The organism is uncultured Bradyrhizobium sp. (assembly GCF_936928535.1).
GTDB lineage: Bacteria > Pseudomonadota > Alphaproteobacteria > Rhizobiales > Xanthobacteraceae > Bradyrhizobium.
In genome coordinates this window covers 60,901-86,852 of record NZ_CAKZHY010000094.1, presented here as the reverse complement: position 1 = coordinate 86,852, position 25,952 = coordinate 60,901, and the positions used below count along the sequence as shown (strand labels likewise).

The window sequence follows — 25,952 nt, the reverse complement described above, 5'->3', positions numbered from 1 at the left end:
CCCAGGCACGGCAAATTATCCGCTCAGTGGCGGCCCCACGGGCCCATGGGATTGGGAAGCGGATTGGGTAACGGATTGCCGGCCGCGGTTCCGGAAGCGCTCGGGGTGGGGACGGGCGGTGGCGTGGACCGGTCGCCCGCATCGTTCCAAGGACCCTGCGGAAGCGGCGGCGGGGCGGCCTCGGGTTCTTCCGCGGTGGGCTGCTCGGTCTCATCGGTCGGCGACGGCAGCGGACCGGGATCATGGCCGCCGGCGAATTTGACCAGCGCGTCGACGCGCGACTGAACCGAGGGGTGGGTCGCGAACAGATCGGAAAAGCCTTCGCGCGGATTGTCCAGGCACAGCTCCATCACCGCGGAGGTCGCGCCCTGCAACTCGCCGCGGCCTTCGATCTTGCGCAGGGCGGAGATCATGGCGTCAGGGTTTTTCGTCAGCTCGACCGAGCCCGCATCTGCCAGATATTCGCGCGAGCGTGACAGCGCGAGCTTGACCACCTGCGATACGAGCCAGGCCACCACGATCAGCACGACCGCGATGATGACGACGATGATCGCGCCGCCGCCCGAATTCTTGTTGTCGCTCGACGACGAGGACGAGCGGGACGACGAGGAAGAGCCCGAGGACCATGATCCGCCACCGGAGCTCCAGCTCAAATTGGTGAACAGGCGGAAGAACAATTCGCCGAAAAAGCCGACCACGCCGGCGATGATCACGGCGACGACCATCAACTGCACGTCGCCGTTCTTGATATGGGTGAGCTCGTGGCCCAGCACCGCCTCGATCTCCTGGTCATCGAGCGCTTTCAAGAGACCCGTGGTGACCGTGACGGCGTATTGCTGCGGATTGAGGCCGGTCGCGAACGCGTTCAGCGCCGGTGAGTCCATGATCTTCAGCTTCGGCATGGTAATGCCGCGCGAGATGCAAAGATTTTCCAGGAGATTGTAGAGCCGGGGCTCCTCCTGCCTGCTAACGTCGTGCCCGCCGGTCACCGCATCGATCATCGACTGGTGGAAGAAATAGGCGATGACGATCCAGGCGATCGCGCCGGCCGTCGCAAAGGGGAAGGCGACGATGAGGTCGTGGAGGCCCCGGTTCAGATAATAGGCAACGGTCTGATTGCCGTTGATGACGACCTCGGCGACCAGCGCGCCGGCAAAGACCAGCACGTAGACCAGCGCGAACAGTCCGCCGAGCAGCAGCATCGAACGAAACTTGTTCGAGGCGATGTGCGTGTAGAGACCATACGCGGCCATGACGCGTTGCCCTGCCGGCCTGTCAGCTCAGATCAGAACTTCACCTGAGGGGCGGCCTCGACCTCGGTGCGGCTGGCGCCGAGATCGAAGAAGTCCTTCTTGGTGAAGCCGAACATGCCGGCGAACAGGGCGGCGGGCATCTGCTGGATGCCGGTGTTGTATTCCTGGACCGCGTTGTTGAAGAAACGGCGGCTCGCCGCGATCTTGTTTTCGAGGTCGGAGAGCTCGGATGCGAGCTGCTGGAAATTGGCGTTGGCCTTGAGGTCCGGATAGGCCTCCGACAGCGCGATCAGCCGGCCGAGCGCGCCGGAGAGCTGGTTCTCGGCCGCGGACACCTGCGCCGGCCCCTGCGCCGACATCGCCGAATTGCGCGCCTTGATGACGTCGTCGAGCGTGCCGCGCTCATGCGAGGCATAGCCCTTCACCGTCTCGACGAGGTTCGGGATCAAATCATGACGCTGCTTGAGCTGCACGTCGACATCGGCAAAGGCCTGGCTGACGCGCTGACCCAGCGCCACCAGCCGGTTGTAGGCGCTGAAGGCCAAGAACACGAGGACGACGATGACGCCGAGAACGATCCAGCCGGTCGACATGGAGGACTCCTGAAAGGGAATTGGAGCAAGCAGCCTAGACTAGAATGGAGCCGGGGAAGAGCCCCGCGCGGAGGGAAGGTAAGACTTGGTCGGATCGGCAGCCATCCGAGTTCAAGGGAAAGCGGGGGGCGAGGTTAACTTTCGGACAGGATGGCATCACCCCACCGCCAACGGCGGGCGCTTGCATAGCCCGCCTTGTCACGTCGCGGAACCTTGGCCAGTTCGACACCTTCCGTCCCACAGAGCTTGGCCGTGATCTCGGCCTTGCCGACGTCAGGCGGCGCCAGCACGCGTGCGGCGCGAGCCGCGGGTGGCGTGCGGGTCAAGGCGACATAGATGAAGCGCTCGTCCTCGAACGGCACCTCGGCGCCCTTGATCTGGCGGTGCGCTTGCGAGCGCGGCAGGCGCTGGTTGAAATGGCACCAGTCGGGCGCGACGAGCGGGCAGGGCTTTTCATGCGGGCAGGGCGCGGCGACGAACGCACCTAGCGCGATCAGTTGCTGGCGCAGCGCGAGGATGCGGTCATAGCCGGCCGGCGTGCCGGGCTCGATCACGACCAGCGCATGACGCGCTTTGGCCCACATCGTCTCCGCGAGCTTGCGCTGGTCGCTCTCGCCGAGCTCGCCGATGACGTAGCTGGCGACGACGAGATCGGCCTGCGAGACCTCGGCGAGGTTGGTCGCGGCATCGCCCGGCAGGTAACGACAATTCGCGAGACGCGTGCTGTCGCGTGCCAGTTCGAGTGCGAGCCGGCTCAGCGTCGCGTTGGCGTCGAGCAGCGTGAAATCCTGCAGCGACGAAAAGGCTTCCGCGGCGGCCCAGCTCGCCGTCCCCGGGCCTGCGCCGACGTCGAGCAGCGTTTCCGGGGCGAAGTCCGGTGCGATCTCGGTGAGCGCGCTCAGGCTGGCGGCGACTGCAGCGTAGGTCGCCGGCATCCGCGCCAGCGCATAGGCGAGCGCATCCGCTTCCGACTTGATCGTGGCGGAGCTGCCACCGGCGCGATACGTCGTCGAGATTTTTTGCGAGCGCTGCGCGGCGTCGGTGCGGGACAAGCCCTGGAGCTTGCCGTCGAGCGCGGCTTTGAGTTCGGCAGGGAGGGTGGGTGAGATCATGTTGGCCCACCGTCGTCATTCCGGAGCGCGACGAAGTCGCGAACCCGGAAGTTCGAGATTGTAGCGCGAGATTCCGGGTTCTCGCTTCGCGAGCCCCGGAATGACGCCACAGGCCTCACGCCACGTTCTGGTCGAGAATGTCCACCGCTTCGGACAGGCTCACCGAGACGAGCTGGGAGACGCCGCGCTCGGCCATGGTGACGCCGAACAGACGGTTCATGCGCGCCATCGTGATCGGATTGTGCGTGATGATGATGAAGCGCGTATCGGTCGAGCCGGTCATTTCGTGCAGGAGGTTGCAGTACCGTTCGACGTTGTGGTCGTCGAGCGGCGCGTCGACTTCGTCCAGCACGCAGATCGGCGAGGGGTTGGTCAGGAACACCGCGAAGATCAGCGCCATCGCGGTCAGCGCCTGCTCGCCGCCCGAGAGCAGCGACAGCGTCTGCGGCTTCTTGCCCGGCGGCTTGGCAATGATTTCGAGACCGGCTTCCAGCGGATCGTCGCTCTCGATCAGGTGCAGCGCGGCTTCGCCACCGCCGAACAGCTCGACGAACAGGCGCTTGAAGTGGTTGTTGACGACCTCGAACGAGGTCAGCAGGCGCTCGCGCGCCTCCTTGTTGAGGCTCTGGATGCCCTGGCGCAGCCGCTTGATGGCTTCGACCAGGTCGTCGCGTTCGGTGACCAGGCCCGTATGCTGGGTCTCGACCTCGCGCAGCTCTTCCTCGGCGCGCAGGTTCACCGCACCAAGGCGCTCGCGGTCGCGGCGCATCTTTTCGAGATCTTCCTCGATGTCGTGCAGCGGCGGCAGCTCCGCGCCGGGCTCGATCTCGGCCAGAGCAGCGACGGCCTGCGGCTCGACCTCGAGCATGTCGCGGATCTCGCGCTCGATGTCCTCGAGCCGGCGCCGCGAACCTTCCATACGTTCCTCAGCGCGGGCGGTGGCTTCGCGCGAGCTGGACAGTGCTTCCAGCGTCAGCTTGGCGACGCGATCGGTCTCGGCCATCGCGGTCTCGGCGGTCGCCAGCGCGTCGGCGGCCATGCGGCGGTCGTTCTCGGCGTATTCGATCTCGGTGATCAGCGCGCTGCGCTTCTCGGCGAACACGGCAGGCGCGTTCTCGAGCTCGCTGCGCTCGATCGTGAGCTCGGCAATGCGGGCCTGGATGGTGTCGATGTGGGAGGCCGCGCTTTCCTTGCGGTTCGCCCACTCGGTGCGCTCGGCGAGGATCGCCTGGACGCGGCGGTCGGCAAGCTCGGCCTCGCGCGCCAGCGCCTGCGCCTCGGCGCGGACCTGGGCGGCGATGCGGCGCTGGCCTTCGATGTCGCTGCGGACGGCAGCGAGACGGGTCTCGGTGTCCTCACTCGACGGCAGCTCGCTGATGCCGGCCTCGGCATACTCATAGGCGGCCTCGGCCTCGGCGCGGTCGGCGGCGAGACGGCTATGCGCTTCCGACAGCGTTGCCTTGCGCGCGGCATGGCGGCTGATCTCGCGCTCGGCGGCAGCATGACGCTCGCGCGCGACGTTCAGCTCGCGCTGCGCGGCACGCATCGCTTCGCGGGAAGCGCCTTCGGTGCTGGCCGCCATCTGCAGTTCGGACTCGGCATTCTCGAGCGCCTGGCGCTTGATCTGCGCGTCGATGCGGGCCTGCTCCAGCTCGTTCTCGATGTCGACGAGACGGGCGCGTTCGGCGAGGCGCCGTGCGGCGCCGGTCGGGGCGTGAGCGGCGGCGACGAAGCCGTCCCAGCGCCAGACATCGCCCTCGGGCGAGACCAGCCGCTGGCCGGTCTTGAGCTGCGAGACCAGCTCGGCGCCGCGCTCGCGCGGCACCACGCCGATTTGCGCCAGGCGGCGCGCCAGCTCGGCCGGCGCCTGAACGTGGTTGGCGAGCGGGGTGACGCCTTCGGGGAGTTCCGGATCGCCTTCGGCGTGCCCGACATTGGTCCAGCGCATCGGCGCCGAGGGATCGATCGGCGCGTCGAGATCGTCGCCGAGCGCAGCGCCGATGGCCTTCTCAAAGCCCTTGTCGACGGTGATGCCGTCGATGATCGGCGGCCACAGATTCTTGGTCTCGCCATTGACGATCTTGGAGATCGTGCGCGCCTCGGTGTCGAGCCGCTGCACGCGCTTGTCGGCCTCGACCAGCGGGGAGCGCGAGGATTCCAGCGTCTGGCGCGCGGCAACATGCGCGGCTTCGCTCGCTTGAGCTGCGGCTTCCGAGGCCGCCAGCGTCTGCTCGGCGGTCTCGACCGTCGCGGTCAGCTCATCGAGATCGCCGAAGCCGCCGGTATCAGCGGCGAGCTTCTGCTCTTCCGCCGCGACATTCGCGATCTCCTGGTCGAGACGGGCGAGCTTGTCGCGGTGGGTGCGGACGTTGGCCTCTAACTGGTTGCGCTTGGCGGTGAGGTCGGCGAGCGCCGTGGTGAGCTCGGCAAATTGCTGCTCGGTCTCGGTCAGCACGGCCTCGGCCTCGCCGACACGCTCGTCGACGCCGGAGCGCTTCTCGACGCGCGACTTGATCTCTTCCTTCAGCTCGGAATCTTCGCTGTCGAGCCGCTGCAGCGCGACGTCGGCGTCCATGGTTTGTTGCTGAGCACGGGAAATGTCGCCTTCGAACTGCGCGAGGCGGCGCTCGAGCTCGGCGACGCGCTCCTTGGCGCGCTCTTCCTCGCGGTCGAGCAGCTCGCGGGCATTGGTGAGGCGCTGAAGGCCTGCCGCGGCGCGCGCTTCGGCATCGCGCAGCGCCGGCATTTCGGCCGCGCGGATCGCCTGGATGCGGGCAGCCTCGGCCTGGTGCTGGGTCCGCTCGGCCATCTCGCGCACGGCGAGATCATGGGTCTGGCCGGATTCGTTGACGTCGGCATGGGCGCCGATCCAGCGCAGATGAAACAGCGTGGCTTCGGCCTTGCGCACCTTGGCCGCGACCTCGCGATAGCGGACCGCCTGGCGGGCCTGCTTCTTCAGGCCTTCCATCTGGCCGGCGAGCTGGCCGATCACGTCCTCGACGCGGGTGAGATTGGTTTCCGCCGCCTTCAGCCGCAACTCGGCCTCGTGGCGGCGCGCATGCAGACCGGCAACGCCGGCGGCGTCTTCCAGCACGCGGCGGCGCTGCTCGGGCTTGGCCTGGATGATTTCGCCGATCTTGCCCTGGTGGACGAGGGCCGGCGAACGCGCGCCGGTGGCCGCGTCCGCAAACAGGATCTGCACGTCGCGGGCGCGCACGTCGCGGCCGTTGATGCGATAGACCGAGCCGGCCTCGCGCTCGATGCGGCGGGAGATTTCCAGCAGCTGGCTGTCGTTCATCGCCGCAGGCGCGGTGCGATCGGCATTGTCGATCGTCATCGTCACTTCGGCGTGGTTGCGCGCGGGTCGGTTGCCGGAGCCGGCGAAGATCACCGCGTCCATGTCGGCGGCGCGCAAGCTCTTGTACGAGGTCTCGCCCATCGCCCAGCGCAACGCCTCGACGAGATTCGACTTGCCGCAACCGTTGGGGCCGACCACGCCGGTGAGGCCCGGCTCGATGACGAAGTCCGTGGGCTCAACGAAAGACTTGAAGCCGTGAAGGCGCAGGCGGGTGATTTTCATAAGCACGCATCTCTGTTGGCAGGCGCGAATCCCCCTGCCGGGACAATACCATGGAAGGCAATGTCGCTGTTGGGGCGAGTCGCGCGGGGCGCCTCATGCGGCGGACAATGGCCGCGGTGCGCCGCGAGGGCAACCAGCGAAAGCCGTTTTTCCCAAGGGATTTATGCCGGGAAAGATACGGCTTTCGAGATGCGAATCAGGATCTTGACGAGCGAATCAGCTCTTCAGCAGCGGATTGATCTTCTTCGCGAATTCCTCGAACGAGGCCTCGCCCTTGATCTTCTCGCCATTGATGAAGAAGGTCGGCGTCGAATCCACCTTCAACACGTCGCTCGCATATTTCTGGTCGGCGGCGATCTTGTCGAGCAGCGCCTGGTCCTTCAGGCAGGCTTCCACCTGCTGCTGGGTGAGGCCGGCCTGCTTGCCGATCCGGGTCAGGGTCTCGGTGGTGTTCTTCACCACCCAATCGTTCTGCTGGCGGAACAGCATGTCGGTGACAGCGAAATATTTCGGTGCGTCGTCCTTGGCGATGCAGCGCGACAGCATCGAGCCGGCGGCGGCTTTGATGTCGAGCGGGAACTCGCGGAAGATGTAACGGACCTTGCCGGTGTCGATGTATTCCGACTTGATCTTGGGGAAGACCTGCTCGTTGAAGGCCGCGCAGTGCGGGCAGGTCATCGAGGCGAATTCGGTGATGGTGACGGCGGCGTCCTTGGGGCCGAGCGCCATGTCGGGCAGCGACACCGGCTTGGCGACGTCGGCGGCAGCCTGGGCCATGGCCTCGGTGATGAACCGCAGCGGCGAGAGCCCGGCGATCGCGGCAAGACCGGTCAGCGACAGCATCGTGGTGAAGGCGCGGCGGGTGATGATCAAGGTCGGCTCCCGAATTGGCGTGGTCTCGGCCCGAGGCTCAAATGAGGGTTCCCGGGCGAGGCCTGTCGCTAGCTTGAAACGTGGTTTGAGGCAATGGCGAGCGGCAAGGACGGGTCCAGATTAGATCGGGAATAAGGCTCAATTTCGCTTGATGGCAGCCCCGAGCCGCGCCAGTGCCGTCTTCAGTTCTTCATCCTCGATCTCCCCCAGGCCCTCCGCCACCTTGGCGACCAGGTTGGGGTCCGGCGGGCCCGGCCGCACCGTGCGCCGGGGCCGCGACAGGGGAGCCTGGCGGAAGGCGAGCTTGCCGACCGCGTTCCAGCCGAAGAAGCGGTTGACCCGCTCCAGGATCACGTCGGCCGAGTGCTGGATCTCCAGCGCCATCGGACCCTCGACCCGCAGCACCAGTGTCGCGGGCTCCTGCGGCTGGCCCTCCACGGGGCGCGGCCATTGCATCTTCAAGGGCTCGGCATGGGCCGCGATCTCAGGCCCCGCGATCTGCGCCCACCGCGTCACCAGTTCGCGCGCCGCAAAGCCCTGCTTGGCATAGGCCTCGGCAAAGACGTCGTTGAGCAGGATCCCGAGCGGCTTGGCGCTGATGGGGCCGGGTTTGGGAGGGAATTTGGCCATGGTGGCCTTATAGCACTCCATGGCTTGAGCCACAGGCTCTTCGCCGTCATGGCCGGGCATAGCCGTCCAAGGACGGCGTCGCTTCCGCTTGCCTATGTCCCGGCCATCCACGTTCTCCTGCGAAGAAAGACGTGGATGCCCGCGACGAGCGCGGGCATGACGTGGAGGGAACGGCCTGACATCGCTACAGTGACGATATGAGCCCCAAGTCCGCCCTGAAGGCGAAATCGGAACCCACTCAGGCGGAGACCTCGTCGCGCCCCATCGCACTTCTGCAATGGTACGACCGCCACCGTCGCAGGCTGCCTTGGCGCGCGGCGCCCGGGGAGACGTCGGATCCCTACCGCGTCTGGCTGTCGGAGATCATGCTGCAGCAGACCACGGTGAAGGCGGTCGGGCCCTATTTCGAAAAATTCGTCGCGCGCTGGCCTGATGTCACGGCGTTGGGAAACGCCTCGCAGGATGACGTGCTGCGGATGTGGGCCGGGCTTGGCTATTATTCGCGAGCGCGCAATCTTTATGCCTGTGCGGTGGCGGTGACGCGCGAGCATGGCGGCGTCTTTCCGGATACGGAAGCAGGCCTGCGCGCGCTGCCGGGAATCGGTCCCTACACCGCCGCGGCGATTGCGGCGATCGCGTTCGATCGCCACACCATGCCTGTTGACGGCAATATCGAGCGCGTGGTGTCGCGGCTTTATGCCGTCGAGGAGGAGTTGCCTCAGGCAAAGCCTTTGATCCAACAACTGGCGGCTACGCTGCTGTCCAATTCGCGCGCCGGCGACAGTGCGCAGGCTTTGATGGATCTCGGCGCCTCGATCTGCACGCCGAAGAAACCGGCCTGCTCGCTCTGTCCGCTGAATGAGGACTGCACGGCGCGCGCCCTGGGCACGCAAGAGACGTTTCCGCGCAAGGCACCGAAGAAGAGCGGAACGTTGCGGCGTGGCGCCGCCTTCGTCGTCACGCGCGGCGATGAGCTGCTGGTCCGCTCGAGGGCGGAAAAAGGTCTGCTCGGCGGCATGACCGAAGTGCCGGGCTCGGACTGGCTTGCCGGCCAGGACGACGCAGCGGCGAAGCAGCAGGCGCCTGATATCAAGGGGCTGTCGCGCTGGCAGCGCAAGGTCGGCGTCGTCACCCACGTCTTCACGCATTTTCCGCTGGAGCTGGTGGTCTACACCGCGAGGGTCGAGGCTCGCACGCGCGCGCCCCAGGGCATGCGCTGGGTGCCGATCGCGACGCTGGCGGGCGAGGCGCTGCCCAATGTCATGCGCAAGGTGATTGCGCATGCACTGAATCTGCCGCCGGGCCCATCCTCCTGACAGCACGCTGGCAGCTGGGTCGCGCTATCAGCGTGCGAAACGGAGGCTGCCAATGGTCAAGACCGCGCTGGACAACTTCAAGAGGCCGCCCTGCGCCGAGCTGCTGGGATGGCGCCTGCTCGATGCCCGTCCGGAGGAAGGATGGATTAAACTCGCGTTCGAGGGCCGACCTGAGTTCTGCAATCCCGCGGGATTCATCCAGGGCGGCATGCTCTCTGCCATGCTCGACGACACCATGGGCCCGGCCGTGCTGGTGATGAGCGAGGGCCGCCTCTACACCACCACCATCAGCATGACCGTGAATTTCCTCAGCCCGGCGAAACCGGGGACCATCATCGGCGAAGCCAAGGTGACGCAGCTCGGCAAGACCATCGCGTTCGTCGAGGCGAAGCTGATGGCGGAGGACGGCACCGTGCTGGCGACGGCCAGCGCGGGCGAACGGCTGCTGGAGGCGGCGAGGGTGGTGAGGTGAGGCGGGCGCTGCTCTCTCACTCCCTCGCCCCGTTCTTACGGGGAGAGGGTGGGGTGAGGGGCTTCTCTCCGCACGGGAAATTTTCGATAGACCTGTACCCCCTCACCCGGATTGCATCTGCGATGCAACATAGCCGAAGCTTTGCTTCGGCGTTCTTGAGGACGGCCGCCAGAGGCGGCCTATGCCTCTCCCCGCAAGCGGGGCGAGGTGAAGCGGGAGCTCGCGGCTTGCGGTTCAGCTAACTCGCCCGCGCGTCCTTGCTCACGATCGGCGGCTTGGCATTCAGCGCCTCGACCTGGAAGCCCGCGACGCGCTTGTAGTTCGCGGCGATGTCTTCCAGCTCCTTCTGCGACAGCACGTCGGTGACGATCTCAAAGCCGTCAGGCGCGCGTTCTTCGACAAGCTGCATCACCTGCTCGGGGCCGTTCTTGCGGTTGAGCAGGACGAGGTCGGTGGTCGCGGGCCGCCGCTCGGCTTCGTAGGCGAGCAGCGCTGCGGTCGTCGGGCCATGCGCCAGGATCTCGCGGGTGATGGTGCGCGCATCGAGAATGGCCTGCGAGGCGCCGTTCGAGCCGATCGGATACATGGGATGCGCGGCGTCGCCCATCAGCGTCACCTTGCCGAACGTCCATTGCGCGACCGGATCGCGATCGACCAGCGGATATTCATAGGCGTGCGGACAGTTCCGGATGAGGCCAGGCACATCGAGCCAGTCGAATTGCCAGCTCTCGAACCAGGGCAGAAACTCTTCCAGCCGCGCGGTGCGATTATAGTCCTCGCGCCGCCACTGATAGGTCGGCGGCATGTGCCGCTCGGCGACCCAGTTGATCAAATGGTTGCCTGCGGCGTCCGGCTCCTTCGAGATGGGATAGCAGACGAATTTCAGGATCTCGTGACCGGCCATGATCATGGTCCTGCCGGTTAGGAAAGCCTTCGAGGGCGTGACGCCGCGCCAGAGGATGCGGCCGTTCCAGATCGGCGGGCCTTCGTTCGGGTAGAGCTTTTCTCGCGCGGCGGAATGGATGCCGTCGGCGGCGATCATGATCGTGCCTTCGTACGTCCCGGCAGGCTTTCCGGTCGCCCTGTCGATGAAGTCGGCGCGCACGCCGCCGGTCGTCTCGGTCCAGCCGGTCAGGTGATGGCTGGTCAAGATGTTCTCGCGGCCGAGCCGCTCGACGGCGGCATCGAGCAGGATCTGCTGGAGCATGCCGCGGTGGATCGAGAACTGCGGCCATTTGTAGCCGGCCTCCAGCCCGCGCGGCTCGCTCCAGATCGGCTTGCCGTGTTTGGAGAAATAGGCGAGCTCTCGGGTCCGTACGCCGCTGGCATCCAGCCTGTCCAGCAGCCCGAGCTCGATCAGCTCGCGCACCGCATGCGGCAGCACGTTGATGCCGACGCCGAGCGGCTTCAGCTCCGCGACGCTCTCGAACACTTTTACGGGGACACCGATTTGATGCAGGCTGAGCGCAAGCGTCAGCCCGCCGATGCCGCCGCCGGCGATAAGAACCGTCATGAAAAACCCCTCCGACTGCGGGCGTCTTCGCACAGGCGGGCGGATGTGGGCAACTGCGAAGAGGATGTCGTGCTATAGACCCCAGGGGCTAATGCCGTTAATTTCCAGCTTTCCCATGAGGTCCGACATGCTCAAGCTCTACTACGCCACCGGCACCTGCGCGCTCGCCACCTATATCACCCTGGAAGAGGCCGGCGCCGACTACACGGCTGAACGGCTGAGCTTCAAGGACAATCAGCAGAACAGCCCTGAATATCTCGCCATCAACCCGAAGGGCCGCGTGCCGGCCCTGGTGACCGATCGTGGCGTCCTCACCGAGACGCCGGCGATGCTGGCCTACATCGCCCAGACCATGCCCAAGGCGAAGCTCGCGCCGCTCGACGATCTCTTCGACTTCGCGCAGGTGCAGTCGTTCAACTCCTATCTCTGCTCGACCGTGCACATCAATCACGCTCACAAGATGCGGGGCGCGCGCTGGGCGACGCAGGAGAGCTCCTTCGCCGACATGAAGGCGAAAGTGCCGCAGACCATGGGCGCCTGCTTCTCCTTGATCGAGCAGAGGATGTACAGGGGACCCTGGGTGATGGGCGATCAGTTCACGATCTGCGATCCCTATCTGTACACGCTTTCGACCTGGCTCGAGGGCGACAGCGTCGACATCAACGCCACGCCGAAGATCGCCGACCACTTCAAACGCATGTCCGATCGTCCAGCCGTGCGCAAGGTGATGGACGCGCAGAAGGCTTGATCCGGTAAGGCGCGACCACATTCTCCCCTGTCATCCCGGGCAAGCGTCAGCGCAGACCCGGGATGACACTGTCTTTGCCGAGACAGTATTCTATCCAGTGCAAGGTTTCGTAGGGTGGGCAAAGGCGCATAGCGCCGTGCCCACCGTCTTTCTCCGGCGGCGACAGGTGGTGGGCACGCTTCGCTTTGCCCACCCTACGAAGACCGCTTCTCCAACTCCCGCCCTGTCTCCAGCATCAAGCGTCGCAGCCAGATCGAGCCCGGGTCCATCTGCGCCCGCGTCGGATAGAACATGAACTGCTCGTCGATCCCGGGATCGAGCGGTGGCGTCACCGTGGCGAGCCCGAGCTGCTTTGAGAGCCCTGCGATCAGCCGCCGCGGCACGAAGGCGACGAGGTCGGTGCGGGCGGCGACGTGCAGCGCCTCGAGATAGCCCGACACCACCAGCGAGATCTGCCGCTCGATGCCCTTGCTCCGCAGCCAGGTGTCGATCAGGTCTTCGGGCTGGCCGCGGATGATCACGCCGACATGGCGTGCAGCGAGGAAAGCGTCGCGCCGCTTCAGCTTGGCGCCCACGGGATGACCGCGCCGCACCGCCAGCGCATCGCTGTCGGTGTAGAGCAGCTGGCGATGAAACCCTTTGAAGGCATTGCCGATCGAGATCACGAGGTCGATGGTGCGGGCGAACTCGGCGTGGAAGATCGCCGGTCCCCGCCATGGCACCACGTCGATGCGGACGTTGGGTGCAAGACGCGTGACCTTCTCCATCAAGGGCGGCATCAACAATTCGACCGCGAGATCGGGCATCATCAGGCGAAAGTGCCGATCGCTGCGCGCGGCATCGAACGCGTCAGGCACGAACAGCCCACGCACCTGATCGAGCGCCTGCGCCAGCGGTGCGCGCAGTGCCTGTGCTCGCGGCGTCAGTTCCATTCGAGCGCCGGTGCGCACCAGCAGCGGGTCGCCAAAGATATCGCGCAGCCGCTGCAGGGCGTGGCTGGTGGCGGGCTGTGACAGTCCGATGCGCATTGCGGCGCGGCTGACATTGGCCTCGCGCAGCAGGGCGTCAAGCGCGGTCAACAGATTGAGGTCGAGCGAATTCAAATTCATGAGGTGAATAGATATCATATTCGCTATCGATTTGAAGAATTCTCGTCCAGCGGCGATGGTCTCGGCGTTAGCATGACAAGGAGATGCCGCCATGAGCGCGAGCGCCAACAAGAAACTGATGCAGGATATTTTCGCTGCCGCCGCCAGCCCCGACCCGGCTGTCCGCGACCGATCACTGTTCACCGCAAGCCTTGCCGACGACGCGAAGTGGATCGTCACCGGCCAGTATTCCTGGTCGCGCACCTTCACGGGCAAGGACTCGATCCTCAGCGATCTGCACGGCTATGTGCGCACCCGCCTGCGCGACCGGACGCGCACGGTCGCCAAGCGCTTCATCGCCGATGGCGACATCGTCGTGGTGGAGGCGAAGGGCGACAACGTCACGCCGGAAGGCGTTCGTTACGACAATGACTATTGCCTGGTGTTTCGGTTCGAGGAGGGCAAGATCAAGGAGATCCGCGAGTACTGCGACTCCGTTCTGACCGAGAGAGCGCTGGGTCCGTTTCCGCAAACGGCCGCGAGGGCCGCGAGCTGAGCGGATTGAGTGGCGTCACATCCACCCGCCGGGGCCGTTCGTTGTCAGCGGCAATGGCCCTGCGGCTCTGGCAGGCGGTGGTTGAGACCATCCGTCGCAGGCGGGAGCGATCGCAGGACCGGTGCCGGCTCGCCGCCATGACCGAGCGGGAGCTGCAGGACTGCGGGACAACCCGGGCGGAGATCGAATACGAACTCCACAGGCATTGGCGTCGGAAATAGGGGGAGGCGGGACCGAGGGTCTCGTCTCCATTTTTCCGGTTCAGGTCCGGAACTATCCGGGTTCCACCGACGTTCCCTTGCTTCCGGGGCAATCGCGCGCCGGCTTCGCGCGCGTTTGGGAATTTCATGCTGGCTGGGGCTTCGGACGTTTCGATACAGGTGAACCGCAGCTTTCCGGAACTCCGTGAACGATTGAGAGACGCGACCGCCGCGGCGCATCGGGAGCTCGATGCGCAAATGTCGGCGTTCGATCTCACCGTGTTTTCCGGCTATCGCCGTTTTCTCCAGGCCAGCGCGGGCGCGCTGCTGCCGCTTGAAGCGGCGCTCGCGGACGCCGGCGTCGCCAACATGTTTCCGGACTGGCCGGAGCGCACGCGCAGCGCCGCGATTGCGGCCGATCTCGACCGGCTCGGGCGCGAGGCGCATGCCACCGTGTCGGTGCCGCCGCTGACACAGAGCGGCGTGATCGGCACCATGTACGTCCTGGAGGGCTCCCGGCTCGGTGCAAAATTCCTGCTGAAGGCGGTCGCGGACGCGGCCGATCCACGCGTCGGGCAGGCCACCGCCTATCTCAGCCACGGCGCGGGCCAACGGCTGTGGCAGAGTTTTCTGGCGAAGCTCGCATGCGAAGAGGCCTGTGACGAGGACGAGGCGATCGAGGCGGCGCGCAGCGCCTTTGCTGCATTCGAGCGGGCGGCGGATCGCGCATGAACGAGGCGGTCAATCTCACCAATTGCGATCGCGAGCCGATCCACATCCCCGGCAATGTGCAGCCGTTCGGCTTCCTGCTGGCGCTGCTGTCGGATTTCACGATCTGCATGGCGTCGGACAATGCCGGCAGCTTCCTCGGCGGCGACGTCACCGATCTGCTGCAACAGCCGCTCGTGAAAGTCTTCTCCGCTGCCGCGATCGAGACCATCCGCAACCGCGTCGACCAGCTTGGTGGCCCTGACTCGACTGAACGCGTGTTCGGCGTCGAGCTTCAGGCGGGCAAGCCGCTCTACGATCTCTCGATCCATTTCTCCGGCGCCTATCTCGTCGTCGAGGCCGAGCCCAGCGTCATCGAGGCGGGTGTCAATTCCGGCGAGCTGGTGCGGCTGATGCTCGAGCGCATCCGCAAGACCCGCGGCATGACCGAGCTTGCCCGCGAGGCGGCGCGCCAGCTCAAAGTTCTGACCGGCTTCGATCGCGTCATGGTCTATCAGTTTCATCCGGACGGATCGGGCGAGGTGATCGCGGAGGCCGCGGAAGCAGGTCTCGAAAAGTTTATCGGGCTGCACTACCCGGCCTCTGACATTCCCAGGCAGGCCCGCATCCTCTATCAGCGCAACTGGCTGCGCATCATCGCCGACATCGACGCCACGCCGGCCGCATTGCTGTCGACAGCCTCGCATAATGCGGGGCTGCTTGATCTGTCCATGAGCGTGCTGCGCTCGGTGTCGCCGATTCATATCGAGTACTTGCGCAACATGCGCGTTGCCGCCTCGATGTCGGTGTCGATCCTGCGCGACGGCAAGCTGTGGGGGCTGTTCGCCTGCCACCATTATTCGCCGCGCTACATCTCGTTCGAGAAGCGGACGGCCTCCGAGCTGTTCGGGCAGATGTTCTCCTGGATCGTGGAGGGGCGCGAGCGCGAGATCGATGTGGCCTACGAGGCCAGCGCCCAGAAGATCCAGGAGCGGTTGATCGAGATCGCCGCCACCCACGAGCACAGCCGTCGCGCGATCGTCGATTTCGTCGGCGATTACCGCAAGATGATCGCCTGCGATGGCGTCGCGATCTGGTCCGACAGCAGGATCACGCTCGACGGCGAGACGCCGACCGAGGCGGAGGTCAGGGACCTCGTCGCCTTCATCAACCGGACTTCGCCGGGCCGCATCTGCGCCAGCGCGGAGATCGCCAAGATCTACGCGGCCGGCGAGGTGTTTCGCGACCGCGCCGCCGGCTTCCTCGCGATCCCGATCTCGCGCACCCCGCGCGACTGCCTGATCTTTTTCCGGCGAGAGGTGGTGCGCTCGGTGAACTGGGCGGGCGCGCCCGAGAAAGTCTACGAGGAAGGCCCGAACGGGCCGCGCCTGACGCCGCGCAAGAGCTTTGAGCTCTGGCAGGAGACGGTCGCGGGCCAGTCGAAGCCGTGGTCGGCAGCCGACATCCGCATCGCCGAGAGCCTGCGCGTGACGCTGCTCGAGGTGATCCTGCAATTGTCCGATCTGGCCGCCCGCGAGCGGCGCGGCGCGCAGGAGCGGCAGGAGCTGATGATTGCCGAGCTCAATCATCGCGTCCGCAACATCCTGAGCCTGGTCCGCGCGCTGGTGGCGCAGAGCAAGGACACCGCGAGAAGCGTCGACGAGTTCGCCAGCGTGCTCGGCGGCCGCATCCAGGCGCTGGCGCGCGCTCACGACCAGATCACCAATCTGAACTGGGCGCCGGTGGCGCTGCGCACGCTGCTGGAATCCGAGGCGGGGGCCTATCTCGGGTCCCGCGCCGATCGCGTGAAAATCGACGGACCCGAGGTTGCGCTCGATCCCAAGGCGTTCGCGACGCTGGCGCTCGTCGTCCACGAGATGATGACGAACTCCGCCAAATACGGTGCGCTCGCCGATTCCACCGGCCAGGTCGAGGTGGTGTGGCGGGTCGACCCGAACTCGAGCCTCGAGATCGAGTGGAAAGAGAGCGGCGGGCCGCCGGTGCAGCCGCCGTCGCGCCGCGGCTTCGGCACCACCATCATCGAGCGTTCCGTCCCGTTCGACCTCAAGGGCGAAGCCGAAATCCGCTTCGACCTGCTCGGCGTGCAGGCGAGATTCGTGATCCCGCCGAACTTCGTCGAACTGGTGCCGTCAATCGCAGGAGCCGCCATGCGCATCGAGGAACAGCAGCCCGCCCGTCCCCGCATTTCCGACACGGCGCTGATCGTCGAGGACAACCTCATCATCGCCATGGCGGCGGAGGTGATCCTGCTCGATCTCGGGGCGCGGCACGTCGACACGGCGGCGAGCGTCGACCACGCGCTGCGCGCGATCGAGCGCACGCGGCCGAGCTTTGCGCTGCTCGACCTCAATCTCGGCAGCGAGAGCAGCATCAAGGTGGCGCAGCGGCTGAAGGAGATCGGCGTGCCCTTCATCTTCGCGACCGGCTATGGCGAGCGCGCGCCGATCCCCGTGGACCTGGCCTCGGCGCCGGTGGTGCAAAAGCCCTACACGCTGGAAGTGGTCGAGAACGCGCTCGGCAGGCTGAATCAGGCGACAGCCTGATATCGGGCCGGCGACAGCCCGGTTACCTCGCGCCCCGGTCCCCGCCGGGTCGGTTCCCGGAAGCAGCAACCGGGGCATCAGCCCGATCAAGAAGGGTACAATTAACAAGTGTGCTTCATTGTGCTGCCCGCAGCGGGATGAGCCGTGGGGGCGTTCGGCTGCGCGAATTCTGAGGGGCCATCATGCGGGGCATTCGTTTGAGAATCCGGGGACGTCTTTACGCCGGCTTTACGGCTCTTGCCGTGATGAGCTTGATCATGGCCCTGGTTGCCGTCTGGAACCTGTGGTCGGTCCAGGACCAGGTCGCGAAAATGTCCGCCTTCTCGAACCATGCCGCGCGCGTTCGGGAGATATCGATCCATCTCCAGGCGCTGCAGCGCGCCAACCTGCGCTACATCTACGACGCCAACGAGCCCGCCTTCAAGGAGGCCGCCGAACATGAGGCGGCGACGATCGAGCTGCTGAAAGCGCAATCGGCGGAGTCGTTCTCCGAGGAGCGGCGCAAGATCTACGATGGTCTCATTGGCGATATCGCCAAGCTGCAGTCGCTGCGCGAGCGCATGGGCGCCGCGGTCAAGGAGACGACGAAAGGCAAGGCCGCGCTGCTGCCCGGTGGCGAGGAACTGAACACCTATGCCGGCAAGCTGGTCATCGCGGCGCATGGAACCCACGATGCCGAGGTCACGGCGCCCGTCGCCGATCTCGAGTCCAAGATCCTCCAGGCGCGTCTGGCGAGCTGGCGCTTCCTCGCCATGCGCGATTCCAAGTCAACCTCGACCTTCAGGGCGAATACCGAGAGGGCGCAGCAACGGATCGCGGGGCTCCAGGAGGCCACTCTGCCCGATCAGGTCAAGTCGGCGCTCGCGCCGGTCAAGACCTCGCTGACCGCCTATCAGGCGGCGTTCGAGTCGACCTCCGCCGCGATCCTTGTGGCCGACGAGACGTTCCGCAACAACATTGCGCCCCTGATCGCCACCAGTATCGACAAGCTCAAGGTCGCGGATTCCGAACTCACGGCTGAGTCCCGGAATACGCGGGCGAATGCCGCCGGCGTCATCGCCCGCACGACATGGATTCAGGAGGTCGCAGGCGGTCTCGCGGTTGTCTTCAGCGTGATCGTCGCCTTCCTGATCGCCCGCAGCATCGTCGGCCCGTTGACCTCGATGACGCGCGCGATGGGCCGGCTCGCTGGCGGCGATCTCGCGGTCGAGATCCCCTCGCGCGGCAAGGCCGACGAGATCGGCGACATGGCCAAGGCGATCCAGGTGTTCAAGGACAACATGATCGACACCGAGCGCATGCGTCACGAGCAGACCGAGAGCGAGGCGCGGCAGGCCGAGGACCGCAAGAAGGACATGGTCCGGCTCGCCGACCAGTTCGAGCAGGCGATCGGCGAGATCGTCGAGACCGTGTCGTCGGCCTCCAGCGAGCTCGAGACCTCCGCCGGCACGCTGACGACGACGGCAACGCGCGCCCAGGATCTGTCGACGGAAGTCGCCTCTGCATCGCACGAAGCCTCGGCGAACGTCCAGGCCGTCGCCTCCGCGACCGAGGAGCTGTCGTCCTCGGTGAGCGAGATCGCCCGTCAGGTGCAGGAATCCGCCCGCATCGCCGGCGAAGCCGTCGGGCAGGCGAGCAAGACCAACGCCCGCGTCAGCGAGTTGTCCAAGGCCGCCGCGCGCATCGGCGACGTCGTCGGACTGATCAGCACCATCGCCGGCCAGACCAATTTGTTGGCGCTCAACGCCACCATCGAGGCCGCGCGCGCGGGCGAGGCCGGCCGCGGCTTTGCCGTGGTCGCCTCCGAGGTCAAGGCGCTGGCGGAGCAGACCGCAAAGGCGACCGGCGAGATCGCCCAGCAGGTCTCCGGCATCCAGGCAGCGACCGAAGAATCGGTCGGCTCCATCAGGGAGATCAGCGGCACCATCGAGCGGCTGTCGGAAATCTCCTCGACGGTTGCCGCGGCCGTGGAAGAGCAGGGCGCAGCGACGCAGGAAATCTCCCGCAACGTCCAGCAGGCCGCGCACGGCACCCAGCGCGTCTCGACCAATATCGGCGACGTGCAGCGCGGCGCGGCCGAGACCGGCTCGGCTTCCTCGCAGGTGCTGTCGGCGGCGCGCTCGCTGTCATCGGACAGCAGCCGGTTGAAGACCGAGGTCGCAAAATTCCTGAGCTCGGTCCACGCGGCCTGAAAGGCCACGCACGCGCGTGGCCTTTCATCGCAGTGCGATGTGATCAGGCGACTTTCGTCGTCATGTGCCTGAACATGTTGGCGCGCGCCTCATCGTCCATCTCGGCCTTGAAGGTGAACTTGTCCTTCAGCGCGAGCGCGCGCGCCGCTGCGGGGCGTGCCGAGATCTCGTCGACCAGCCGCTTCACGTTCGGGTAGCGCGCAAAGGCGTCGTCGCCGAGCTTGAACGGCACCATCCGCGCCCAGCCCCACAGCGCCATATCGACGATCGAATAGGCATCGCCGACCATGTACTTGCGGCCTTTGAGGTGCGCGTCGAGGATCTTGTAGTGGCGATCGGTCTCGTACTGGTAGCGATTATGGGCGTAGTCGTGGTTCTGGTCCTTCGGCGCGAAATGCTTGAAATGCACGGCCTGACCCGAATACGGCCCGACGCCGGTGGCGATGAACATCAGCCATGACAGCGTCTCGCCGCGCACGCTGGCGGCGGGCAGGAACTTGCCGGTCTTCTCGGCGAGATAGAGCAGGATCGCGTTCGAGTCGAACACGATCGTGCCGCCATCGTCGATCGCCGGCACCTTGCCGTTCGGGTTGATCTTCAAGTACTCCGGCGCGAATTGCTCGCCCTTGCGGGTGTCGATCTTCACCGGCTCGTAAGCCAGCCCAGCCTCTTCGAGGAACAGCGCGACCTTGGTCGGGTTCGGCGATCCGTTGAAATAGAATTTGAGCATCAATCATCTCCGCAGGACGCAGCGTCATTGCCGCTTGCGCCCCTGTCTTGCCTGCATCCCGGCTGAAAGCACAACCGGCGAGTTTGCCGGGCGGTATCTGCGCGAGGCGCAGATCAGGGCGCGTAACAAAGGCCGATCGCCGCCGTAAGGACCATCGCCGCGCCGACCGCCTCCAGCCGCAACCCGAGGCGTGTGGCAAGGTGCATGTCGGAGGCCCGTGCCTTGCGCTCCGATCCGCGCGAATAGCCGTTGACGATCACATCGTGATTGAAATTGTCGTGCGCCTCGTTGCTGCTGGCAAGCCCGACGCAGATCACCAGCACGCCAAACAGCGCGAGGCCGAAAAAGCCGAGCAGGGCGATCACGACCATCGGAAACATGCCGATGAGGAAGATCGGCAGCAGCGGCACCAGCAGCAATGTCTCGGACTGTCGTCGCATGGGAGCAACACCGGTCGGGACTGATGCTACGAATCTAGTCCCGGCTGTCGCGGCGTACAAGGGCCTGCGAGGGCTGCGAATGCAGCTACTCCGCCATGCCGGCGCGGATTTCCGCGCGCAGCTCGTCGATCAGCTTGAGGCCCTTCTTGGTCTCGACATGCCAGAAGGTCCAGCCGTTGCAGGCCTGCGCGCCCTGCGCCACGGCGCCGATGCGATGGATCGAGCCGACCTTGTCGCCGAACATGATGGCGCCGTCGGCACGCACCAGTGCGCCGAGCTTCTTCTTGGCGTCGAACAGCTTCGTTCCTGGCATGATCATGCCGCGCTCGATCAACTCGGAGAACGCCACGCGCGGCGCCTCGCGTGCGGTCATGAACGGGGCGAGACTCTCTTCCGGCAGCGGCTCGATCGCGGCGATGCGGGCTTCCGCCGCCTTCGCATAGGTCTTGTCGCGCTCGAAGCCGATATAGGAGCGGCCGAGGCGCTTGGCGACGGCGCCGGTGGTGCCGGTGCCGTTGAACGGATCGATCACGAGATCGCCGGGCTTGGACGAGGACAGCAGCACGCGCGCGAGCAGGCCTTCCGGCTTCTGTGTCGGATGCACTTTCTTGCCGTCGGCGCCTTTGAGGCGCTCCTCGCCGGTGCAGAGCGGGATCAGCCAGTCGGAGCGTGCCTGCACGTCCTCGTTGGCCGCCTTCAGCGCTTCGTAGTTGAAGGTGTAGCCCTTGGCTTTCTCGTCACGCGCGGCCCAGATCATCGTTTCGTGCGCGTTGGTGAAGCGGCGGCCACGGAAATTCGGCATCGGGTTGGTCTTGCGCCAGACGATGTCGTTCAGGAGCCAGAAGCCGAGGTCCTGCATGATCGCGCCGACGCGGAAGATGTTGTGATAGGAGCCGATCACCCAGATCGTCGCCGACGGCTTCATCGCGCGGCGCGCGGCGAGCAGCCAGGCGCGGGTGAAATCGTCATAGGCGGAGAATGAATCGAACTTGTCCCAGTCGTCGTTGACGGCATCGACATGGGATTCGTCGGGGCGCTTGAGATCGCCCTTGAGCTGCAGATTGTAGGGCGGATCGGCGAACACGAGATCGACCGAACCTGCCTGAAGCTTCGACATCTCGGCGACGCAATCACCGAGAATGATGCTGTGCGACGGAGACTCAAAATTTGTGCGGGGCGTCTTTGCAGACGCCCCGCGACGCGACACTACCATGACTCAAGAACTCTGACTCAGGCGACGCTGTCGGCGACGCGGGACCAAACAACCGACTGACCGTTACAATGAAGCGGCAAAGTAAAAATCGACTTAACCCGCCGCTTTAGTGAGGAGGCCCGACATCGCGTGTTGCGTGCGTGTCGCTGCGCGCATTCGTCGTGTTTTACAGTGTGTTTCGCGTTTCCTGGCGTTGCAGGGGCCGCCGGGTCCGCAAAGGACTCCGAAATTTCTCTCGGAAAAAAATGCTTGGTCCTCGGAAAAAATTGCTGGCGTCGCAGGCTGTCGCACTAGGCAATAATTGCCGAGCGGGATATTGATTAACGCAATGGAAATTTTAGCTATGTGGCGCGTTGAGGTTTTTGCGTTTCCGCGTGCCCACGCCGCGTCATTGCCGACCTTGAGGGAAGCCCGCCATGCGCTACGATGATTTCCGCCGCAGCGACGACATCGAGGATCGTCGCGACGACGGTGGGGGAGGATTCGGCGGCGGTGGCGGCGGCGGATTCGGCCTGCCGATGGGCGGCGGCGGCCTCGGCATCGGCACCATCATCGTGCTGGGCATCGTCGGCTATGCCTTCGGCATCGACCCGCGCATCCTGATCGGCGGCGCCGAGATCCTCACCGGCGGCGGCCAGGCGCCGAGCTACCAGAGCGACCGTCCGTCGTCCCAGGCCAAGCGCGGCGCGCCGACCGACGAGATGGGCAGCATGATCTCGGGCATCCTCGGCGAGATCGACGATCGCTGGAGCGAGATCTTCCAGGCCAGCGGCCAGTCCTACACCGGCCCGAAGGTCGTGCTGTTCCGCAACGCCACCAATGGCGGCCGCTGCGGCCGGGCCGAGTCGGCGATGGGGCCGTTCTACTGCCCGCCGGACCGCACCATTTTCCTCGATACCGGATTCTTCCGCGAGGTCGAGACGCGTTTCCACGGCTGCTCCGGCAAGTCGGCGTGCAATTTTACCTCGGCCTATATCATCGCCCATGAGGCCGGCCATCACATCCAGAACCTGCTCGGCATCATCCCGAAGGTGACACGGCTGCAGCAGCAGGCCAGCAGCAAGGCCGAGGCGAACGCGCTGCAGGTGAAGGTCGAGCTCCAGGCCGATTGCCTGTCCGGCATCTGGGTCAATCGCGAGGCGAAGAAGCGTCCGAACTTCCTCGAGGCCGGCGATATCGACGCCGCCCTGACCACGGCGAGCGCGATCGGCGACGACACGCTTCAGCGCCAGGCGACAGGGCGCGTGGTGCCTGACTCCTTCACCCACGGCTCGGCCGCGCAGCGCAAGCAGTGGTTCATGACCGGCTATCAGCAGGGTACTCTGCAAGCCTGCAACACGTTCGGCGGCGGCGGGCCGTAGTTACATCGGCCCGCGCCCCGGACGCAGCGTGAATTATGATGCGCAATTGCGCATAGGAAAATCCGGGAGTAGTGGCGTCATCCTGAGGTGCCCGCCTCTTCGGCGGGCCTCGAAGGATGGCGGAGCCCGCGGCCCATCCCTCGAGGCTTGCCGCGCGGTGCGTAGCACCGCACGGCGCGCACCTCAGGATGACCGCGGCGGCAGTGGAAGCAGGAGTGAAGTCGTAATGTCCATCGACGAATCCAAGCAATTCATCCCGCTCAACATCGCGGTGCTCACCGTCTCCGACACGCGCGCACTTGCCGATGACAAGTCCGGCCAGACGCTGGTCGATCGCCTCACTGCCGCGGGCCATCATCTCGCCGCGCGCGAGATCGTCACCGATGATGTCGAGGCCATCCGCGCCGTGATCCGCCGCTGGATCGCTGATAGCAGCGTCGATGTCGTCATCACCACCGGGGGCACCGGCTTCACCGGGCGCGACGTCACGCCGGAAGCGATCGAGCCTTTGTTCGAGAAGCGCATGGACGGTTTCTCCATCGCCTTCCACATGCTGAGCCATGCCAAGATCGGCACATCGACGATCCAGAGCCGCGCCACCGCGGGTGTTGCCGGTGCGACCTACATCTTCTGCCTGCCGGGCTCACCCGGCGCCTGCCGCGACGGCTGGGACGGCATCCTCGCGAGTCAGCTCGACTACCGCACGCGCCCCTGCAATTTCGTCGAGATCATGCCGCGGCTGGACGAGCATCTGCGCCGGCCGAAAGCGCAGGGTGCGACGGTGTAATTTTCTCTTCCCTTCCCCCCTTGTGGGGGAAGGTGGCGCGAAGCGCCGGATGAGGGGTTCTATCGGCACGGCAAGTGCGGAGAGATACCCCTCACCCGAGTGAATTTGTGTCTACCAGCGGAGATGCCCTCTCCCGCAAGGGGCGAGGGCGCATTCATGCGCATTCGCTCCATGCGCGGCTACAGATCCCGCTCCCAGGTCTCGCCCACCAGATCGTGACCGAAGCTATGATGTGGCTTCGTTGCGACCAGCTCGAAGCCGGCGCTCTTGTAGATGCCGCGCGCGGCGACCAGGATGCTCTGCGTCCACAGCGTCATCCGTTTGTAGCCGCGCTCGCGCGCGCCCTGCATGCATTGCTGGACCAACGCGCGACCGACGCCGAGGCCGCGTGCTTGTTTTTCCACCTGCAACAGGCGGAGCTTGGCGAGCTCGTCCGTGGCCTTGACCAGGAAGATCGAGCCGACCGGTTCGCCACCGACTTCCGCGATCCAGCAATGCTCGCGCGCGGCATCGTAGGTCTTGATGAACTGGGCGCAGATCTCGGCGACCAGCGCCTCGTAGCTGATGTCCCAACCGTAGTCCGCGGCATAGGCGGCGCCTTGCTTGGAGATGACCCAGCCCATGTCGCCAACGCGATGGCTGCGCAGTACGACGGGCGCAGGTGGGCTCCGGCGTTGCTCCAGCACTGTTTCGATGGTCGCCATCGCCTGGGTCAGGCGCATTGCATCGCCGGCCGAAAGCTGGGCCAGCATCGCGGCGACCTCATTCTGCGAGCTCAGGTTCAGCTTGGCGAAGGTCTGGCGGCCCTTGGCGGTGAGGCTGAGCTGGTACTGCCGGCGATCCGTGGGCAGGGGCGTGCGCGTGATCAGGCCCTGTTCGTCGAAGCTCTGGACGATGCGGCTGAGATAGCCGGGGTCCAGACCGAGTTCGCCTCCGATCTCTTTGGCCGCAAGGTCATCGCGATGCGCGAGCTCATAGAGCACGCGTGCCTCGCTCAGCGAAAACGGGCTCTTGCCCAGGTGCTGGTCGAGCACCCCGAGCTTGCGGGTATAGAAGCGGTTGAAGGCGCGAACCGCCGAGATCTGGTCGTCGACACCGTTGATTGGCATGGGACACCTCAATAATTGCCATTGTCAAATAATTATTTGACTTTGGCAAGTATTAGGTGACCTCACCCGACCATGACGATCCGGCTGCGCAGCAGCGTCCGGGAGGAGCGGCCGAGCCGCCGCAGCAGCCGGGCCTCGGAACGGCGGGCCTGGGGCGGGTAGCCCCCGATCCGGTCGTAATGATCACGCGCGATCAAAAGACCCTGATCGCCGAGCGGGCCGACCAGCTTGCGCACCACGGATCGCAGGAAGTCGCGGAAGCCGGCATCGGCGTAGGGGGAACGGGCGTAGCGGAAGACCGCGGCGCGATCCCGGCCGCTGGCCGCGACGGCCTGGATGAACTGGGTCGTCTCCTCGATCCAGCCGGTGTCCAGCACCGCGCCGGCGGGGAGGAACATCAGCCACGGCGAACGGGCCTGAAGTGCGCCGGCGGCCAGCGCTGCGCCCTGCGACGTTCCTTCGTAGCCGATGAAACGGCAGCCGGCGACGTCGGCAACACGTTCGATGACGCCGTTGCGGGTGCCGTCGACCAGCAGAACTTCCTTGATGAGGCCCGCTGCGGCACCGGGTACCAGCGCGGCGAGAGTTGCGACTGCCGTCTGCTCGACGCCTTCAGTCGGTATGATGACGCTCAGCATGATTGAGGCTTCGATATCAGCACTTCGGAGGAAGCGTAGCTCGTTATGATACTGTCATAAACACGCGGCGATGCCGAGTGCAACTTTCCGGCGGTGGTTAGCCGTGCGATGGTCAACCAGTGCTGGTCCATCGCAGCCGAATGTGTCGTGCGCAGGGTGGTCATATTGCCGAATGTTTCGGCGGGTGACGGGTTCGTGAGCTTTTACGGTGCTTTCTCTCCGCCAATACCGTCGGGCGATGACCGTATTTTCCACGAGATGCTGTCGGTAGTCTGA

The 25,952-nt window shown here is 65.5% G+C and carries 23 protein-coding genes; 10 read left to right on the top strand and 13 right to left on the bottom strand.

Features of this window, described 5'->3' with window-relative positions:
* Positions 1-23: 23 nt before the first annotated feature.
* From Q0687_RS16770 to Q0687_RS16745, 6 genes are all read right to left on the bottom strand, one after another.
* Entirely contained in the window at positions 24-1,253 is a 1,230-nt protein-coding gene (locus tag Q0687_RS16770; RefSeq protein WP_298878694.1) for a M48 family metallopeptidase, read from the bottom strand.
* Positions 1,254-1,285: 32 nt separating this feature from the next.
* Positions 1,286-1,846 (bottom strand): LemA family protein, encoded by a 561-nt coding sequence (locus tag Q0687_RS16765; protein ID WP_298878692.1) that lies wholly within the window; start codon positions 1,844-1,846, stop codon positions 1,286-1,288.
* Positions 1,847-1,980: 134 nt separating this feature from the next.
* Complete coding sequence (locus Q0687_RS16760; protein WP_298878690.1) at positions 1,981-2,958, bottom strand: small ribosomal subunit Rsm22 family protein; 978 nt, start codon at positions 2,956-2,958, stop codon at positions 1,981-1,983.
* 115 nt (positions 2,959-3,073) lie between these two features.
* A complete protein-coding gene (gene smc, locus Q0687_RS16755) occupies positions 3,074-6,538 on the bottom strand; it encodes a chromosome segregation protein SMC (RefSeq protein WP_298878688.1) in 3,465 nt (1,154 codons plus the stop codon).
* 216 nt (positions 6,539-6,754) lie between these two features.
* Positions 6,755-7,411: a DsbA family protein gene (locus Q0687_RS16750; RefSeq protein WP_298878686.1), complete on the bottom strand. Its 657-nt coding sequence runs from the start codon at positions 7,409-7,411 to the stop codon at positions 6,755-6,757.
* 138 nt (positions 7,412-7,549) lie between these two features.
* Complete coding sequence (locus Q0687_RS16745) at positions 7,550-8,041, bottom strand: DciA family protein (RefSeq protein WP_298878684.1); 492 nt, start codon at positions 8,039-8,041, stop codon at positions 7,550-7,552.
* A 197-nt stretch (positions 8,042-8,238) separates the two neighbouring features.
* Here Q0687_RS16745 and mutY point away from each other — a divergent pair, with 197 nt between their 5' ends.
* Together mutY and Q0687_RS16735 are read left to right on the top strand one after the other, a co-directional pair.
* Positions 8,239-9,357 carry an A/G-specific adenine glycosylase gene (gene mutY, locus Q0687_RS16740; protein WP_298878683.1) on the top strand — a complete coding sequence of 373 codons (1,119 nt, stop codon included), beginning with the start codon at positions 8,239-8,241 and terminating at the stop codon, positions 9,355-9,357.
* A gap of 52 nt (positions 9,358-9,409) precedes the next feature.
* Positions 9,410-9,829, top strand: coding sequence for a PaaI family thioesterase (locus Q0687_RS16735; protein ID WP_298878680.1), 420 nt, complete (start codon positions 9,410-9,412; stop codon positions 9,827-9,829).
* Positions 9,830-10,067: 238 nt separating this feature from the next.
* Here the strand turns inward: Q0687_RS16735 and Q0687_RS16730 are convergent, their stop codons facing one another.
* The gene (locus Q0687_RS16730) at positions 10,068-11,342 is read right to left on the bottom strand and encodes a flavin-dependent oxidoreductase (RefSeq protein ID WP_298878678.1); all 1,275 of its coding nucleotides are present in this window, start codon (positions 11,340-11,342) and stop codon (positions 10,068-10,070) included.
* A gap of 127 nt (positions 11,343-11,469) precedes the next feature.
* Between Q0687_RS16730 and Q0687_RS16725 the strand changes: the two genes are divergently transcribed.
* Positions 11,470-12,090 carry a glutathione S-transferase family protein gene (locus Q0687_RS16725; protein WP_298878676.1) on the top strand — a complete coding sequence of 207 codons (621 nt, stop codon included), beginning with the start codon at positions 11,470-11,472 and terminating at the stop codon, positions 12,088-12,090.
* 194 nt (positions 12,091-12,284) lie between these two features.
* Here Q0687_RS16725 and Q0687_RS16720 read toward each other — a convergent pair whose 3' ends face one another.
* The gene (locus Q0687_RS16720) at positions 12,285-13,199 is read right to left on the bottom strand and encodes a LysR family transcriptional regulator (RefSeq protein ID WP_298878674.1); all 915 of its coding nucleotides are present in this window, start codon (positions 13,197-13,199) and stop codon (positions 12,285-12,287) included.
* 91 nt (positions 13,200-13,290) lie between these two features.
* Here Q0687_RS16720 and Q0687_RS16715 point away from each other — a divergent pair, with 91 nt between their 5' ends.
* The 5 genes from Q0687_RS16715 (at position 13,291) to Q0687_RS16695 (ending at position 19,398) form a co-directional block, all read left to right on the top strand.
* A complete protein-coding gene (locus Q0687_RS16715; protein WP_298878671.1) occupies positions 13,291-13,734 on the top strand; it encodes a nuclear transport factor 2 family protein in 444 nt (147 codons plus the stop codon).
* Between the two features lie 53 nt (positions 13,735-13,787).
* Complete coding sequence (locus Q0687_RS16710; protein WP_298878669.1) at positions 13,788-13,955, top strand: DUF1127 domain-containing protein; 168 nt, start codon at positions 13,788-13,790, stop codon at positions 13,953-13,955.
* Positions 13,956-14,081: 126 nt separating this feature from the next.
* On the top strand, positions 14,082-14,666 hold the full coding sequence (locus Q0687_RS16705; protein WP_298878667.1) for a biliverdin-producing heme oxygenase: 585 nt from the start codon (positions 14,082-14,084) through the stop codon (positions 14,664-14,666).
* Complete coding sequence (locus tag Q0687_RS16700) at positions 14,663-17,206, top strand: HWE histidine kinase domain-containing protein (RefSeq protein WP_298878665.1); 2,544 nt, start codon at positions 14,663-14,665, stop codon at positions 17,204-17,206. The genes Q0687_RS16705 and Q0687_RS16700 overlap by 4 nt, the downstream gene beginning before the upstream one ends.
* Positions 17,207-17,388: 182 nt before the next feature.
* Positions 17,389-19,398, top strand: a complete 2,010-nt coding sequence (locus tag Q0687_RS16695) for a methyl-accepting chemotaxis protein (protein ID WP_298878663.1) — start codon at positions 17,389-17,391, stop codon at positions 19,396-19,398.
* Between the two features lie 43 nt (positions 19,399-19,441).
* Here the strand turns inward: Q0687_RS16695 and Q0687_RS16690 are convergent, their stop codons facing one another.
* From Q0687_RS16690 to Q0687_RS16680, 3 genes are all read right to left on the bottom strand, one after another.
* Positions 19,442-20,128, bottom strand: a complete 687-nt coding sequence (locus Q0687_RS16690; RefSeq protein WP_298878661.1) for a glutathione S-transferase family protein — start codon at positions 20,126-20,128, stop codon at positions 19,442-19,444.
* A 113-nt stretch (positions 20,129-20,241) separates the two neighbouring features.
* Positions 20,242-20,568: a hypothetical protein gene (locus tag Q0687_RS16685; protein ID WP_298878659.1), complete on the bottom strand. Its 327-nt coding sequence runs from the start codon at positions 20,566-20,568 to the stop codon at positions 20,242-20,244.
* Positions 20,569-20,653: 85 nt separating this feature from the next.
* A complete protein-coding gene (locus Q0687_RS16680) occupies positions 20,654-21,781 on the bottom strand; it encodes a site-specific DNA-methyltransferase (protein ID WP_298878657.1) in 1,128 nt (375 codons plus the stop codon).
* A gap of 416 nt (positions 21,782-22,197) precedes the next feature.
* Between Q0687_RS16680 and Q0687_RS16675 the strand changes: the two genes are divergently transcribed.
* Together Q0687_RS16675 and moaB are read left to right on the top strand one after the other, a co-directional pair.
* Entirely contained in the window at positions 22,198-23,142 is a 945-nt protein-coding gene (locus Q0687_RS16675) for a neutral zinc metallopeptidase (protein ID WP_298878655.1), read from the top strand.
* 226 nt (positions 23,143-23,368) lie between these two features.
* Complete coding sequence (moaB, locus tag Q0687_RS16670; RefSeq protein ID WP_298878653.1) at positions 23,369-23,929, top strand: molybdenum cofactor biosynthesis protein B; 561 nt, start codon at positions 23,369-23,371, stop codon at positions 23,927-23,929.
* Between the two features lie 179 nt (positions 23,930-24,108).
* Here moaB and Q0687_RS16665 read toward each other — a convergent pair whose 3' ends face one another.
* Positions 24,109-25,038: a helix-turn-helix domain-containing GNAT family N-acetyltransferase gene (locus Q0687_RS16665; protein WP_298878651.1), complete on the bottom strand. Its 930-nt coding sequence runs from the start codon at positions 25,036-25,038 to the stop codon at positions 24,109-24,111.
* A gap of 62 nt (positions 25,039-25,100) precedes the next feature.
* On the bottom strand, positions 25,101-25,676 hold the full coding sequence (locus Q0687_RS16660) for a glycosyl transferase (protein WP_298878649.1): 576 nt from the start codon (positions 25,674-25,676) through the stop codon (positions 25,101-25,103).
* Between the last annotated feature and the right edge of the window lie 276 nt (positions 25,677-25,952).